Source organism: Bradyrhizobium retamae (assembly GCF_001440415.1).
GTDB classification, from domain to species: Bacteria; Pseudomonadota; Alphaproteobacteria; order Rhizobiales; family Xanthobacteraceae; genus Bradyrhizobium; species Bradyrhizobium retamae.
Genome location: NZ_LLYA01000168.1, coordinates 1 through 14454, shown reverse-complemented (window position 1 = coordinate 14454; position 14454 = coordinate 1). Strand labels below are relative to the sequence as shown.

Annotated in this window: 16 protein-coding genes and 1 tRNA gene; 13 read left to right on the top strand and 4 right to left on the bottom strand. The window is 62.6% G+C overall.

Translation table 11 applies throughout. The features are described from left to right. Positions 1-97: 97 nt before the first annotated feature. From CQ13_RS24715 to CQ13_RS24675, 9 genes are all read left to right on the top strand, one after another. The gene (locus tag CQ13_RS24715) at positions 98-922 is read left to right on the top strand and encodes an alpha/beta fold hydrolase (protein WP_057845447.1); all 825 of its coding nucleotides are present in this window, start codon (positions 98-100) and stop codon (positions 920-922) included. Between the two features lie 129 nt (positions 923-1051). Next, complete coding sequence (murA, locus tag CQ13_RS24710) at positions 1052-2341, top strand: UDP-N-acetylglucosamine 1-carboxyvinyltransferase (protein WP_057845446.1); 1290 nt, start codon at positions 1052-1054, stop codon at positions 2339-2341. Positions 2342-2359: 18 nt separating this feature from the next. Beyond that, positions 2360-2812: a DUF2948 family protein gene (locus CQ13_RS24705; RefSeq protein ID WP_057845445.1), complete on the top strand. Its 453-nt coding sequence runs from the start codon at positions 2360-2362 to the stop codon at positions 2810-2812. Positions 2813-3033: 221 nt separating this feature from the next. Continuing rightward, on the top strand, positions 3034-4329 hold the full coding sequence (hisD, locus tag CQ13_RS24700) for a histidinol dehydrogenase (RefSeq protein WP_057845444.1): 1296 nt from the start codon (positions 3034-3036) through the stop codon (positions 4327-4329). Further along, a complete protein-coding gene (locus CQ13_RS24695; RefSeq protein ID WP_057845443.1) occupies positions 4326-4829 on the top strand; it encodes a UPF0262 family protein in 504 nt (167 codons plus the stop codon). The genes hisD and CQ13_RS24695 overlap by 4 nt, the downstream gene beginning before the upstream one ends. A 57-nt stretch (positions 4830-4886) precedes the next feature. Continuing rightward, the gene (locus tag CQ13_RS24690) at positions 4887-5354 is read left to right on the top strand and encodes an arsenate-mycothiol transferase ArsC (RefSeq protein ID WP_057845442.1); all 468 of its coding nucleotides are present in this window, start codon (positions 4887-4889) and stop codon (positions 5352-5354) included. Positions 5355-5623: 269 nt separating this feature from the next. Then, a complete protein-coding gene (locus CQ13_RS24685; protein WP_057845441.1) occupies positions 5624-6247 on the top strand; it encodes a Maf-like protein in 624 nt (207 codons plus the stop codon). Further along, positions 6237-6455: a DNA gyrase inhibitor YacG gene (gene yacG / locus CQ13_RS24680; RefSeq protein ID WP_057845440.1), complete on the top strand. Its 219-nt coding sequence runs from the start codon at positions 6237-6239 to the stop codon at positions 6453-6455. The genes CQ13_RS24685 and yacG overlap by 11 nt, the downstream gene beginning before the upstream one ends. A gap of 139 nt (positions 6456-6594) precedes the next feature. Further along, positions 6595-6670 (top strand) — tRNA-Phe (locus tag CQ13_RS24675). 176 nt (positions 6671-6846) lie between these two features. Here the strand turns inward: CQ13_RS24675 and CQ13_RS24670 are convergent. Then, positions 6847-7320, bottom strand: a complete 474-nt coding sequence (locus CQ13_RS24670) for a nuclear transport factor 2 family protein (RefSeq protein ID WP_057845480.1) — start codon at positions 7318-7320, stop codon at positions 6847-6849. Between the two features lie 356 nt (positions 7321-7676). Between CQ13_RS24670 and CQ13_RS24665 the strand changes: the two genes are divergently transcribed. Then, positions 7677-9176, top strand: coding sequence for a helix-turn-helix domain-containing protein (locus tag CQ13_RS24665; RefSeq protein WP_197427427.1), 1500 nt, complete (start codon positions 7677-7679; stop codon positions 9174-9176). Between the two features lie 208 nt (positions 9177-9384). Here the strand turns inward: CQ13_RS24665 and CQ13_RS24660 are convergent, their stop codons facing one another. Next, entirely contained in the window at positions 9385-10035 is a 651-nt protein-coding gene (locus tag CQ13_RS24660) for a glutathione S-transferase family protein (protein ID WP_057845438.1), read from the bottom strand. Positions 10036-10722: 687 nt separating this feature from the next. On the opposite strand from CQ13_RS24660, the gene CQ13_RS41480 reads away from it, so the two are divergent. Beyond that, on the top strand, positions 10723-11961 hold the full coding sequence (locus CQ13_RS41480; RefSeq protein WP_057845437.1) for a CHRD domain-containing protein: 1239 nt from the start codon (positions 10723-10725) through the stop codon (positions 11959-11961). A 131-nt stretch (positions 11962-12092) separates the two neighbouring features. Here CQ13_RS41480 and CQ13_RS24650 read toward each other — a convergent pair whose 3' ends face one another. After that, positions 12093-13070, bottom strand: a complete 978-nt coding sequence (locus CQ13_RS24650; protein ID WP_057845436.1) for a tripartite tricarboxylate transporter substrate binding protein — start codon at positions 13068-13070, stop codon at positions 12093-12095. 450 nt (positions 13071-13520) lie between these two features. On the opposite strand from CQ13_RS24650, the gene CQ13_RS45865 reads away from it, so the two are divergent. Both CQ13_RS45865 and CQ13_RS24640 read left to right on the top strand, forming a co-directional pair. Beyond that, complete coding sequence (locus CQ13_RS45865; RefSeq protein WP_057845435.1) at positions 13521-13706, top strand: hypothetical protein; 186 nt, start codon at positions 13521-13523, stop codon at positions 13704-13706. Further along, positions 13703-13903: a hypothetical protein gene (locus CQ13_RS24640; protein WP_057845434.1), complete on the top strand. Its 201-nt coding sequence runs from the start codon at positions 13703-13705 to the stop codon at positions 13901-13903. Before CQ13_RS45865 ends, CQ13_RS24640 begins: the two co-directional genes overlap by 4 nt. 339 nt (positions 13904-14242) lie before the next feature. On the opposite strand, the gene CQ13_RS45035 is transcribed toward CQ13_RS24640, so the two are convergent. Next, a partial coding sequence (locus CQ13_RS45035; RefSeq protein ID WP_210183080.1) for a hypothetical protein occupies positions 14243-14454 on the bottom strand: 212 nt, incomplete at its 5' end.

Sequence of the window (14454 nt, the reverse complement as noted above, 5' to 3'; positions counted from 1 at the left end):
CGAGGCAAATCCGCACGTCGCAATCAGCCACATCAGTTTCCGGGCCACGCAATGACGCGTGCTCCGGGATGACGGCGTAACCAGAGGAGAATTCATAATGCCCATCATCACCACCAAGGACGGCGTCGAGATCTTCTACAAGGATTGGGGCAAAGGCCAGCCCATCGTGTTCAGCCACGGTTGGCCGCTGTCGGCGGACGATTGGGATGCGCAGATGCTGTTCTTCCTGAACAACGGCTTTCGGGTCATCGCCCATGACCGCCGCGGGCACGGCCGCTCCAGCCAGGTGGCTGACGGCCACGACATGGATCACTATGCCGACGACCTCGCGGCGCTGACGGCGCATCTCGATCTCAAAAGTGCCGTTCATGTCGGCCATTCCACCGGCGGCGGCGAGGTGGTGCATTACATCGCCCGCCACGGCGAGAGCCGGGTGGCGAAGGCGGCGATCCTCAGCGCCGTGCCGCCGCTGATGGTGCAGACGCCGGCCAATCCGGGCGGACTGCCCAAGGAAGTGTTTGACGGATTTCAGGCGGCGCTCGCGGCGAGCCGCACGAACTTCTATCGCGACATCGCGGCCGGTCCGTTCTATGGCTACAACCGGCCGGGCGCCAAGCCGTCGGAAGCCGTCATCGAGAACTGGTGGCGCCAGGGCATGATGGGCGGTGCGAAAGCGCATTACGACGGTATCGTCGCCTTCTCGCAGACCGATTTCACCGAGGACCTCAAGAAGATCAATGTGCCGGTCTTGGTGATGCACGGCGACGACGACCAGATAGTTCCTTACGAAGACTCCGCGCCGCTGTCGGCGAAGCTTCTGAAGAACGGCACGCTGAAGACCTACAAGGGCTTTCCGCACGGCATGCCGACCACGGAGGCCGCGACGATCAACGCCGATTTGCTGGCGTTTATCAGGTCGTGAAGCTTGGTCATTCCGGGCGCGCTTTCGCGCACCCGGAATCAGAGCATCACCCCATCAAATCGCCGCAAATATCGCTGCTTCTGCTGCGGACGCACCCGCTCATAAATCGTGCACAGCAGAGGGCATGGCATGGACCGCATTCGTATTGTCGGCGGCAGCAAGCTCAACGGCACCATCGCGATTTCGGGTGCGAAGAATGCTGCCCTCCCGCTGATGATCGCAACCCTGCTGACCGAGGAAACGCTGATCCTCGACAACGTGCCGCGGCTTGCCGACGTCGCGCAGTTGCAGCGCATCCTCGGCAACCATGGCGTGGACATCATGTCGGCGGGCAAGCGGCCGGGCGACGGCCAATATCAGGGCCAGACCCTGCACATCTCCGCCGCCAACATCATCGACACGACGGCGCCTTACGAGCTGGTATCGCGGATGCGCGCCAGCTTCTGGGTGATCGCGCCGCTGTTGGCGCGCATGCATGAAGCGAAAGTCTCGCTGCCGGGCGGCTGCGCGATCGGCACCCGGCCGGTCGATCTCCTGATCATGGCGCTGGAGAAGCTCGGCGCCGAGCTGACCATCGACGGCGGCTATGTGGTGGCGAAAGCGCCGGGCGGCCTGCGCGGGGCTGCGATCGATTTTCCCAGAGTGACGGTGAGCGGCACCCATGTCGCGCTGATGGCGGCAACGCTCGCCAAGGGCACGACCGTCATCAGCAACGCCGCGTGCGAGCCTGAAATCACTGATGTCGCCGACTGCCTGAACAAGATGGGCGCGTGCATCAGCGGAGCGGGCACGCCTCGCATCACAGTCGAGGGCGTCGAGAAGCTGCACGGCGCCCGCCACACTGTGCTGCCTGACCGGATCGAGGCCGGCACCTATGCGATGGCGGTCGCCATGACCGGCGGCGACGTGCAGCTTTCCGGCGCCCGCCCCGAACTCTTGCGGTCGGCGCTCGACGTGCTGGCGCAGGCCGGCGCCGACATCACCGTCAACAATGACGGCATTCGCGTCGCCAGAAACGGCGCCCGGATAAAGCCGGTGACGGTGTCGACCGCGCCGTTCCCGGGTTTTCCGACCGACCTGCAGGCGCAACTGATGGCGTTGATGGCCTGCGCCCGCGGTTCCTCGCAGATCACCGAGACCATCTTCGAGAACCGCTTCATGCATGTGCAGGAACTGGCGCGGTTCGGTGCGCGGATATCGCTGGATGGCGAGACCGCGACCATCGACGGCATCGAAAAACTGCGCGGCGCGCCTGTCATGGCGACCGATTTGCGGGCGTCGGTTTCGCTGGTTATCGCAGGCCTTGCCGCCGAGGGCGAAACCATGGTCAACCGCATCTATCACCTCGACCGTGGATTCGAGCGGCTGGAGGAAAAACTTTCGGCCTGCGGCGCGTTGATCCAGCGCATCAGCGATTAGGGGGCTATTGAGGATCCTATGCCGGCGGACCCGCTCAAACTGATTGCGCTCGACGCCGACGATCTCGCGGTCATATCGGCCCATGTGCAGGACGCCCGCGTTTTGGCCTCCGATATCGTCTGGCGGCAGCGCGAAAAGCGGCTCGTGGTCGGCATGAACCGGCTCGACTGGGAGCAGACGCTGTCAGGCGGAACCGAACCGCGCCGCCTGATCGCGGCGCTGCGTTTCGACCGTGTGCTGGCCTGCAAGTCGCGCAACATCGATCTGCAGCGGCGTGAAGCGATGCTGGAACTGGTCGGGATCGAATTCCATCCGGGCGAGCCCCCCGGCGGCAGTGCGCTTCTCCTGTTCAGCCATGGCGAGGCGCTGCGCCTGGACCTCGAGTGCCTGGAATGCGAGCTGACCGACCTCGGCACCGACGATCTCGGCACCAGCGACCTGGCGATAGCGCCGCTGGGGCCGGAGGGGTGATTCCGGCGTCGTAGGGTGGGCAAAGGCGCGCTTTGCGCCGTGCCCACCATCAGCACTCCGCCAGGAATGGTGGGCACGCGGAGCCTGTCATCGGGCGCGCATTCGCGCGACCCGTTGGCTTTGGCCACCCTACGGCTCCTCTTTCCGGGAGTGCAAGGGTTGACGGCCCTTGGCCGCCGCGCCATTGAGCAGGGGCCTCCGACGTCTCTCAGAAAGCCGCCATGCCCGTTCGCCTGGATACCAGCAGCGCCGATTTCGGTTCACGCTTCAAGCAATTCCTCGCCGCCAAGCGCGAAGTTTCGGCCGATGTCGAGCGCGCTACGAGGGCCATTGTCGACGATGTGGCCGCGCGCGGCGACGCCGCCCTGATCGAGGCGACCAAGAAATTCGACCGGCTCGAGCTTGCGGCCACCGGCCTGCGCGTGACCGCGGCCGAGATCGACGCCGCGGTGAAGGCCTGCGATGCCGCGACCATCGACGCGCTGAAATTCGCCCGCGACCGGATCGAGGCATTCCACCAGAGGCAGTTGCCGAAGGACGAGCGCTTCACCGATGCGCTTGGCGTCGAGCTCGGCTGGCGCTGGAGCGCGGTCGATGCGGTCGGCCTTTACGTGCCGGGCGGCACGGCGGCCTATCCGTCCTCGGTCTTGATGAACGCGGTGCCGGCCAAGGTAGCCGGCGTGCCGCGCGTGGTGATGGTGGTGCCGTCGCCAGACGGCAAGCTCAATCCGCTGGTGCTGGCGGCCGCCCAGCTCGGCGGCGTCTCCGAAATCTATCGTGTCGGCGGCGCGCAGGCGGTGGCGGCGCTGGCCTATGGCACGGCGACGATTGCGCCGGTGGCCAAGATCGTTGGGCCTGGCAACGCCTATGTCGCCGCCGCCAAGCGGCAGGTGTTCGGCAAGGTCGGCATCGACATGATCGCGGGCCCTTCGGAAGTGCTCGTCATCGCCGACGCGACCTCCAATGCCGGCTGGATCGCCGCCGATCTGCTGGCGCAGGCCGAGCATGACGCCAGCGCGCAGTCGATCCTGATCACCGACAGCGCAGACCTGGCCGCCGAGGTCGAGCGCGCGGTGGAGTCGCAACTCGCGACGCTGCCCCGCGCCGAAATCGCGCGGGCCTCGTGGAACGATTTCGGCGCCATCATCATGGTGAAAGAGCTCGACGACGCGGTCGAGCTGGCGAATGCGATCGCGGCCGAGCATCTGGAGATCATGACCGCGGATGCGGAAGCGCTCGCGGCAAAGGTCCGCAATGCCGGCGCGATCTTCCTCGGCGCCCACACACCGGAAGCGATCGGCGACTATGTCGGCGGCTCCAACCACGTGCTGCCGACCGCGCGCTCGGCGCGGTTTTCGTCGGGGCTCGGCGTGCTAGACTTCATGAAGCGCACTTCGATTCTCAAATGCGGGCCGGACCAGTTGCGCGCGCTGGGGCCCGCCGCGATGACCTTGGGCAAGGCCGAGGGTTTGGATGCCCATTCACGCTCCGTCGGATTGCGCCTCAATTTGCCATGAACAAGCCGCCACCAGACGATGACCAGCACAACCGCATCGTCGCGGTGACGCTTGACGAGGAATCGATCGGGCGTTCCGGCCCCGATATCGAGCATGAGCGAGCGATTGCGATCTACGATCTGATCGAGCAGAACCTGTTCGCGCCGGAAGGGGCGGTGCAGGGGCCGTACACGCTGCACATCGCGATCACCGGCAACCGCCTGATGTTCGACATCCGCCACGAGGATGGCACGCCCGTGGTCGCGCATTTGTTGTCGCTGACGCCGTTCCGCCGGATCGTGAAGGACTATTTCATGATCTGCGACAGCTACTATCAGGCGATCCGCACCGCCACGCCTGACAAGATCGAGGCGATCGACATGGGCCGCCGCGGCATTCATGACGAAGGCTCGCGCACGCTGCAGGAGCGGCTGAAAGGCAAGGTCCGCATCGATTTCGAAACCGCGCGCCGCCTGTTCACGCTGATCTGCGTGCTGCACTGGAAGGGGCAGGACGCATGACGATGTTGAAGCGGCGTTTCGAAAGGGGCACGGCCCGCCCAAGAGAAGACTGATCGCATGGAGGCGCCGCCCCGCGCGCGCAATCCGCAGGCCGTGCTGTTCGCATGCGGGCTGAACAGCGTGCGCTCGCCGATGGCGGCGAGCCTGCTGCAGCAGATGTTCCCGCAAGGACTCTATGTGAGATCCGCCGGCGTCAAGAAGGGCGAGCTCGATCCGTTCGCGGTCGCCGTGATGGCCGAGCTCGGCCAGGATATTTCCGGCCACAAGCCGATCACGTTCGAGGAGCTCGAGGATTGGGAAGGGCTCAATTTCGATCTCATCATCACGCTGTCGCCGGAAGCCCACCACAAGGCGCTGGAGCTGACGCGCACGCATGCCGCCGATGTCGAATACTGGCCGACGCCGGACCCGACCGACGCGGAAGGCAACCGCGAGCAAAAACTCGCCGCCTATCGCGACGTCTGCGACGGCCTATTGATGCGGATCCGCCGCCGCTTCGCCAAGGCAGGCGCCGCGAGCGGGTAAAGCTCTCACCGTCGTTCCTGCGGAACGCAGGAACCCCGAGCGTGAGCGCAATTGCGCTCATCGCGGCGCCGCGGCCGCGCGATTGAGGCAGCCAGTCGCTGCCTGTCATTCCCACGACAACGGCCTGTGGTTATGGGCCCTCTGGGTTCGCAGGGCGACGGAGATAGTGGAGTTTCAACAATCACTTGTTCCCCGGTTGTGGAATGGAGTGCCTTCCGATAGGTTCCGCGCGCGCTCCACCCGAATCCCAAATCCCCGACACATCCAGCATGCTTGGCCGTCCCAAACTCGTTCTTGCTTCCGGTTCGCCGCGGCGGCTCAGCCTGCTCAACCAGGCCGGCATCGAGCCCGACGCGCTGCGCCCGGCCGATGTCGACGAGACCCCGAAGCGGGGCGAGCTACCGCGCGCCTGCGCCAATCGGCTGGCGCGGGCCAAGGCCGATGCGGCGCTGAAATCCGTCCATCTCGACGACGAGCTGCGCGGCGCCTTCATCCTCGCCGCCGATACCGTGGTCGCGGTCGGCCGCCGCATTCTGCCCAAGGCCAATCTGGTGGATGAGGCCGCGCAGTGCCTGCGGCTGCTTTCGGGGCGCAATCACCGCGTCTACACCGCGATCTGCCTGGTGACGCCGAAGGAGGCGTTCCGCCAGCGCCTGATCGAAACCCGCGTGCGCTTCAAGCGTTTGAGCGAGGATGACATCCAGGCCTATATCGGCTCCGGCGAATGGCGCGGCAAAGCCGGCGGCTATGCCGTGCAGGGCATCGCCGGCTCCTTCGTGGTCAAAATGGTCGGGTCCTACAGCAACGTCGTCGGGCTGCCGCTCTACGAATCGGTCACGCTGCTCGGCGGGGAGGGCTTTCCGATCCGCTTCGGCTGGCTCAATGCCAGTTGACGGCCCCAAGGACGGCCCAAAGAATGGCCCCAAGGATACCGGCGCGCCCAAGCCGCCGCCGAAACCCTGCCCGGTCTGCGGCAAGCCGGCCAATCCTGCCACGCTGCCATTCTGTTCCAAACGCTGCCGCGACGTCGACCTGAACCGCTGGCTCTCCGGGCGCTACGTCATCCCCGGCCGCCCCACCGACCCTGAAGACGCCGAATAATGGTGATTCGCCAATAATTTGGGGACGAGTCCGAAGGCGGGCAGCGCCCGGCGTAGCCAAAGGCGAAGCCGGGTGGACACGGCCGCTCGACCTCTCTATAAACCGCCCGCTCGGTGCGGCCTTCTAAGCCCTCGGGTATGCCCAGGTAGCTCAGTTGGTAGAGCATGCGACTGAAAATCGCAGTGTCGGTGGTTCGATCCCGCCCCTGGGCACCATCACTCTCCTAAGCCGTTGACCACGCTCAAGAGTCGCATCCCACTCGTTTCGATGGGACACACTTCTTCTCTCTTGATCCAAACGCGACATGCGCCGCTACGGACATGCGCGACACCGATCAAGCGCCTTGGGCCCTTGCAGTTGCCAGGGAATCTAAAACGCTCTCGTCAAAGGTTCACTGCGGGGGGACGAGAATTGGGAGGATGCTTGCGATCTTCCAACCTTGTCCCGTCCTCACCAGAGTCTGATTCATGAGGAATCTCGATGGCTGCGCGGTTTGTCCTGACGGTGCAATCATGAAGGTAACCGGGACGAAGAGTTGAGCGGTGTCGCCGCTGAGATCGATCACCTTGAACTCAGCCATTACGGGGTCGAGACGCCAAGTGCCTTGATAGAGCGCCTGGAACCGGTGCAGCGCCGCCTCACGTCCCCAGACGGGGTTGCCGCGCGTAATCCAGAGGAAGTCGTTTGAATTCGACAACATTTCTCCAACGGCCCTCAGATCATGCGCGTTCTGGGCGGCGACGAAACGTTCAAAAAGCGTCCTGACTTCCTCTGCTGAGCCAGCGCGAGCCGCCGTGCTCAGGTGCTGGGGACCGAGCAGGACTAAAACAGCGAGGACGAAAACGAGGATCGTTCGTTTAAACATTGGGTTCTCCTTTCTTAAAGCCGTGATGCTGCGCGTAGAACCCGAAGATGCAGCACAGGAGGTGAACCTGAATATCCGCTTTCGGCCCCTCTTATCCGCGAGTGGCCCGATTATCTGAACCGAAGGCGCGGAGTGCAGAAGTTCGAGGCTGCAAATAATCCGAAAGATCGTTACAGTGGTCGGCGTGAGGTGGCAGATTTGGCCCAAGGCAGTGCTGATGCGCTGCGCTAGCTGGACTAGGGCCGATGGTGCTAGCGACCCAGTTCGATCGTACCGCGCTCGCGCGCAGCCCGGCATCCAGGGATGTCAGGAAAGCGATTGGCTATCTGCGGGCTCGCATGAGTCGGAAAATCACGATGGCCGAGGTCGCCACCGCATCCGGCGTTGCGGCCCGAACACTGCGCAAGCACTTTCGTGAATTTGTGGGCCTTTCACCGCTCGACTACCTACGCCGGCTCAGGTTGGCAGCGGTTCGGGATGAACTAATCGAGGGCGCAGAGGGGGTGTCGATCACAGAGGTCGCCACGCGATACGGCTTCAGCCATTTTGGGAGGTTCTCGCTCCAATACCGGCGATGCTTCGGAGAAACTCCCTCTGGCACACTTCGGCGAAGCCGTGCTGCCGTCCCCGACAAGCTGCCTAGTGCTATCCGCTGCGCAGGTGGCATAGGCCGTGCGCGCGAAAAGCCCTCAGTCGCTGTGCTGTCGCTGCAGGCATGCACAACTGAGCTGAACCTTCGCGATTTCGTCGAAGGTGCACCGGAGGAAATTGGTGCCGCGTTGTGTCGCATCAGCTCCATTTCGGTCATCGAGCCGACAAGGTCACGAACGTCGGGCTTCGACCGACGCCCTGACCGGGAGTTCGGGGCGCGCTACCTCCTGACGGGCAGGATCACACAGGCTGGCCAACGTATCCGCGTCATTATGCGTCTGATCGACAACGTCACCAGGCAAAACCTGTGGGGCGACAGCTACGACGGCGAGCCAGCCGATCTGTTCGGGTTGCAGGATCGTATCACAGAGGGGGTTATGCGCGGCATCTTGCCCAGCATCCGCAGGGCTGAAATCGACCGTGCGCAGCGCAAGCGACCGGAAGAACTGGATGCCTACGGCCTCACGATGCGAGCGTTTCCGTTGGCGCTGGCGGCGAATCCGGATGGCGCACGACGCGCACTCGAGCTACTCAACCGTGCAATGGAGATTGATCCCGACTATGCGTTAGCGGTCGCGCTGGCCGCTTGGTGCCACGGTCAATTGGTGATGCACAATGGCACGCAGCGACCTGCGGACGAAAGGGCACGAGCGCTGCTGCTTGCGGAGCGCGCAGGCATTCTCGACAGCGACGATCCGCTGGTGCTCACGGCGCGATGTGCGGTGCACACCATGGCGAGACAACTCGATATTGCTGACGCCCTTCTCGCTCGGGTTCTCGCGCGCGATCCAACCTCGGCATGGGTCTGGGAGCGAAGCGGTTGGTTGAAGACATTCGCGGGCGAACCGGAGACTGCAATTCAACACTTCCGCCGTGCGATCAGTCTCGATCCATCTGGACCGTCGAACGCCAACCGCTTTGTCGGGATCGGTTCCGCTCACTTCCATGCCGGTCGCTACGATCAAAGTGCCCTCTGGATGCGCCAAGCACTCCTGGAGCAACCGGCCACCGTCTGGGTCAACCGGACGCTGGCGGTGTCTTACTCACGTCTCGGCCAGAGAGTGGCGGCTCTCGATTCGTTGGATGCGTTCCGCCGCTACTCTCCGGACGTCACAATCGGCGAAGTTGTAGCTTCCATTCCCTTCACAAATGACTTTCTCGACCGTGTCGCAGAGGGGCTAAGTGATCTCGGCTTGCCTCCCTGATCAAGCAAGCGTAGCCCGGATGCGACATCCGGGTTTTGGCTAGCGCCGATCCCCGCATATCGCTTCGCTCATGCGGGCGACCTTGCTAACGCGATCGAGCGTCTCGGCGTTTTCACACAGCCAGACCCGTCGCGGACATTCTTAGACACGTCCACCGCCTCAACGGCACATTCGCGCCGATGGACTCAAGTGACGCAGAGCGGCCTCGTCAGCCGCTCGAAGCGGCGGTGAAAACCGCTAATTGAGCGTCGAAAGCACGCTTGTATGCGGGCCGCGCTTCGCCGCGGGCGACATAGGCGGAGAGGTTTGGATATTCGTCCAGCATACCCGATCCTTTCAACCTGAGCAGCACCGACACCATCATCAGGTCGCCCGCGCTGAACGCGCCATCAAGCCAGTCGGCATCGCCAAGGCGACCGGAAAGTTGTTTCAACCGATCACGGACGCGGTTCTCGACCAGAGGCAGACGCTCCTTAGACCAGGGCTTGTCGCCCTCCAGCAGCCTAACGGTTGCGAGTTCGAGGATCGGCGGTTCCACCGTGTTGACCGCCGCAAACATCCATGTGATCGCGCGCGCCCGCGCATTGGCATCGTCCGGCAGCAGGCCCGCATGGCGCTCTGCGATATGGAAGACAATCGACCCTGTCTCGAACAGGGCGAGATCGCCTTCCTCATAGGTTGGAATCTGTGCGAAGGGATGAAGCGCCAGATGCGCGGGTTCCTTCATCGCAAGGAACGAAACAAGGCGAACCTCGTAAGGCTGACCCACTTCTTCAAGCGCCCAGCGAACGCGCATGTCACGCGCCAGACCCTTGCCGCGGTCGGGCGACCGTTCAAAGGCTGTGATGGTGGGGGTCATTGGCAGGCTCCGGCTGACCGCATGACGCTGTCGGATTGATGTGCGTGATTACGACGATTTTTCTCATGGTTAGATATTCGCTTCTTGCGGTTTGCATCCAGAGGACGAACGATCGGCGCGGCTCCCGACAACTTGCCTCGCTTTCTTTGTCCATGGATTTCGCGGTCGCCACCGGCGAACGACCTGAAACCCTTCCGCCAGCGAAGGCGTGAAGCAGATACAGCAAGCCCGGATGAGCCAACGGGTCGCGCGAATGCGTGCCCGATGACAGGCTCCGCGACGTCCGGGAGTTTTCATTGATATCCCCATGCCCGCATGTCGCTTCGCTCATGAGGCTACTTGCTGATGGTTCCAGGGTTGTGCGCGATCGAGATGTGCACGCTGGGGGGCATCAGGGCACAAGCTCAGCGTCGGCAACCGGACATTGCATCACAATGCCTCGATCGCGCAAAAGAGTCACAATAACGCCCGGTCGATAGCCTACAGCGGCGAACCCAGCTTGGCGCGATCCAGCGATCCCTTGTTCTCGGCCGAAATACCGCGAGAAGGACAACGCGCCGATTCCGCGATAGCGGAGCGACGCAGCGCCTAATCCATGCCGGCGCGAGCCGGGTGCAGCATCTGCCACATGTGCAGGCCGGCGTCGCTGGCCGCCCGACCTGCTGAGCAAAAGAGCAGGAGGCTCTCATGTCCACAGCGTTCCGCGTGGTTCTCGAAGGCTCTCAGGAAGTCCCCCCGAACAACTCGACTGCAAGCGGTCTCGGCACCGTCATCTTTGACAGCACGGAAATTGCCGCGAGCTATACGTTTCAGATCGAGGGCGTCGATTATGGCCCGATTACGGGAGGTCCCGCCCAGACGCCGTCGACCGACGACGACGTCATCTCCACGCATTTTCACAATGAAGTGCGAGGAGCAAACGGGCCCGTTGTCTTCGGGCAGATCAACCCGGCACAGGACGAAGATGATCTCAACATCGCCCTGAATGTGGATGGCTCCTGGACGGTAAGCGGTCGATGGGAGACGACGGACCCCGCCAGCGTTCCAATCACCAACTTCGCGGACGAACTGGGCTCAGCTCCGGTGGGATCGGAAATCCCGATCTATTTCAACGTCCACACGAATCAATTTCAGGGCGGCGAGATCCGGGGTCAGTTGATCGCAATCGCAGATGACAACGACAACATCGTCGTCGGAACGCCGGGCGACGATTTTCTTCCCGGGCTCGGCGGCAATGACATCATCCGTGGCCTCGCCGGGAACGACAGGCTTGAAGGCGGCGACGGCGACGACATTATCAGGGGCGGCCAAGGAAATGACGATATCAATACAGGCGCCGGCAATGACCTGGTTTTCGGCGGTCAAGGCAACGATACTGTCGGCGGCATGGCAGGAAGCGATACGGTCTTCGGCGGTGCCGGCGATGACTTCATTGCCTGGAACGACCCTACCGGCGATGTCGTGTTTGGAGACGCCGGGAACGACACGCTGCGCGGCGGCGACGTTGCCGCCGACACGATCTTTGGTGGTAACGGCGACGACCTGATCCGGGCGGTCGCCAACCAGCAGTTGGCGGATCACGCGCCCGACCGCCTGTTCGGAGACCGCGGCAATGACACCATCATCGGCGGCAATGCTGGTGATATGATCGAAGGCGGCGCCGGCGACGACAACCTCGCCGGTTTCGGCGGGGCCGATCAGTTCGTTTTTCGCGAGTCCGCAGGAGGCAATGATACCATTACCGACTTCGACGTAACGCAGGATCTCGTCGTGTTGGAAGGCTTTGGAGCCGAGTTCGACCCGCTGAACAATCTGAGCGCGGCATCTTCGGGCAGCGTCCTCGATCTCGGCGAGGGCAATCAGGTGACATTCTTGGGTCTTCTTCCGACCGAGTTGAACGCCGGGAATTTCCTCGTGACCGCTTGAGGTGGCGCGGGCGGGCCGGATCTACGGCCCGCCCGGCTCCCTCCTGGCGATTGCCCGTCGTCTCGCACAATTCCCGATTTCGACGTCGAGCTTAAAGAGGGCCAAGAGGGTGTGCCCAGCGTAACGCCCTCTCACTTCTGCTCTTGCGCGCGCATCTCTTCCGCGAATGGCCGCAGCGCTTGGTTCATGTCGTCGAGACGCTTCTGCCATTCTGCGCCGGGCATGAACGCGAGAACGGGGGCGTCGCCGGGTGAGCTCTTGATGTACTCGGGATCACGCAAGCCGTCCGCAATCGCAGCTTCAAGCTTTCTGGCGACGTCGTCTGGAACGGCCTTCGGTACGGCGAAGCCGCGTTCTGCGGTCATCGTGACCGGGATGCCTGCTTCCTCTGCCGTCGGAACGTCGGGGAGTGACGGAGAACGCTGCTTCGACAGAACTGCAATCGCGCGGAGCTGTCCCTTGTTGGAGCCGTGCAGCTCAGGAAGTTCGCTGAGGCTGACCATTCCAACCTGCAAATGGCCGCCCAAAAGATCAGTCCTTTGCGCGGCCGTTCCGCGATAGGAGATTTCGTTGGGCTCGACTTTGGCAGCGTTCGCCAACATGCGGATCGCCAGATGTCCGTTCGTGCCCGCACCATTATGGCCGAACGTTACCGAACCCGGCTTGCTGCGCAGCGCAGCCAGAACGTCCGCAACGCTTGCAAGCTTGCTTTCTGAGGGTACTACGATCACGCTGGGATCGTCGACCACGCGCGCGACCAGACGGATTTCATCCATGCTGTACTGGGTCTTTCGCGTCATCGGAATGAAGTTATAGCCTGGCACATTGACCACGCCCATCGCGTAAGCATCCGGCGCGGCGCGGGCAATCGTGGCAAACGCGATCTCTCCGCCGGCACCAGGCTTGTTCAGCACAACAAACTTGGCCTTGCCGCCCAATCTCTGCTCGACGAACGGCAGCAGCTTGCGCGCCATGACGTCGGTTCCGCCACCGGGAGCAAAACCGATGACAACTTCGATCGGCTTGTCGTCCGGCCATCCCGCCCAAGCTGGCCCGCAAGCTACGACCCCAAATGCTGCTGCAACCAGCGCGACGACCTTACCATGCATGACATTCCACCCTTTTCTTGTTGTTAGAATTGCCCCGCCGCCTTACGCAGCGCGACCGACGATTTACGCGTGTCGCTTGTATCTGTTCGGCTTGGCGACGAACAGCGAACAGCAAGCATAGCCGCATGAGCGAGGCGGCCATCCGGCTTTTGGTTGGTGCCGATCCCTTATAGAACCTGTCATCATTGCGCTCGTCGCGGGGCATGCGTTCGCGCGGACCCGTAAATTCATGCGGGCCTACTTGCTGCATGTGTTGGAAAAGCGCGTTCACAACCAACCCTGCGGAAAGCAAATGTTGTGGTGTTTGGATGCCGGCGCCCGGTCACAAGCTTTTTATTCCTCGTTACCACCTGCACCGCTTCTAAGTTGGAGTCGGGATCTTAGATTCGAATGAAATGATTTCCATCATCTCATGGTGGAACCGTTCCCTAATCGAGGTTTGGAGTGAATATGGGTGAAGTTATTCGATTTGTCCCGAAGGCTGAGCGCGAGCGAGCGCGCTTAGTTCGAGAAGCCCGCGCGATATATGACAGCATCTTCCCGCCGGCTGAACCGGTCAGCGAGCGGCAGGACAAGGCACCGATCGGTCATTCGGTCGCCGGCGTCAATCGTGGCGATAGGGGTCTCCTGTCGTGATCAAGATCATCGCCGTGCTATGCAGTCTCTCCTCTCCGACAAACTGCCACGAGCAGACCGTCACCACTTCGGACTTCGTCGCCTTGTCGGTGCGGTCCTGCCTGATGGGCGCGCCGCAGCTCACCGAGTGGATGAAGCAGCATCCGGCCGAGCGCCTGGCGGCATGGCGCTGCGTGATTGGCAAACAGGCTGCGTGATTGGCAAACAGGATGGCAGGGGAGCTTAGGGGAAAATTACAAACTCCGGTGACAGTGCACCAAACGTTCCCTTCTTTGCCATCTGTAAGCTCCTAATGATAGTCGATGATCTCCACGTCTTCAGGACCCGCCGTGCGAACGACATTCTGGGCTCTGCTGCCGGCTGATTTGCCTGAAGCGCAAGGGTAAACCGCCGCTCGCGGCCTGCGACCAATTGGCACGACGGGCAAATCAGTAAAACCTGTCCAGCCCTTCCGCAAAAAATATTCCGCTTAACTTGCAACCCAAATCACCGGCATAACTCCACGCGTCTCATCCACCCAAGCGGCGTTGGCCACGTCACGAACGCGCGGTGAGATGCGGTGGACGTGAATGGCGCTCGCTGACGTAAAAGCGCCTGAAGCGTACGGCGAAGTCGTGTGGTTCTGGCGCCGCGGTGCTGGCGTTAAGTTGGCGGTTGCGCATCGATCCTATCGGATCGAGCGCGGTGTCCCGCCGGCGACGGAGGCAAAAGAGCCGTTCTCCGGGAAGCAACTGTATTTTTGAAGTAG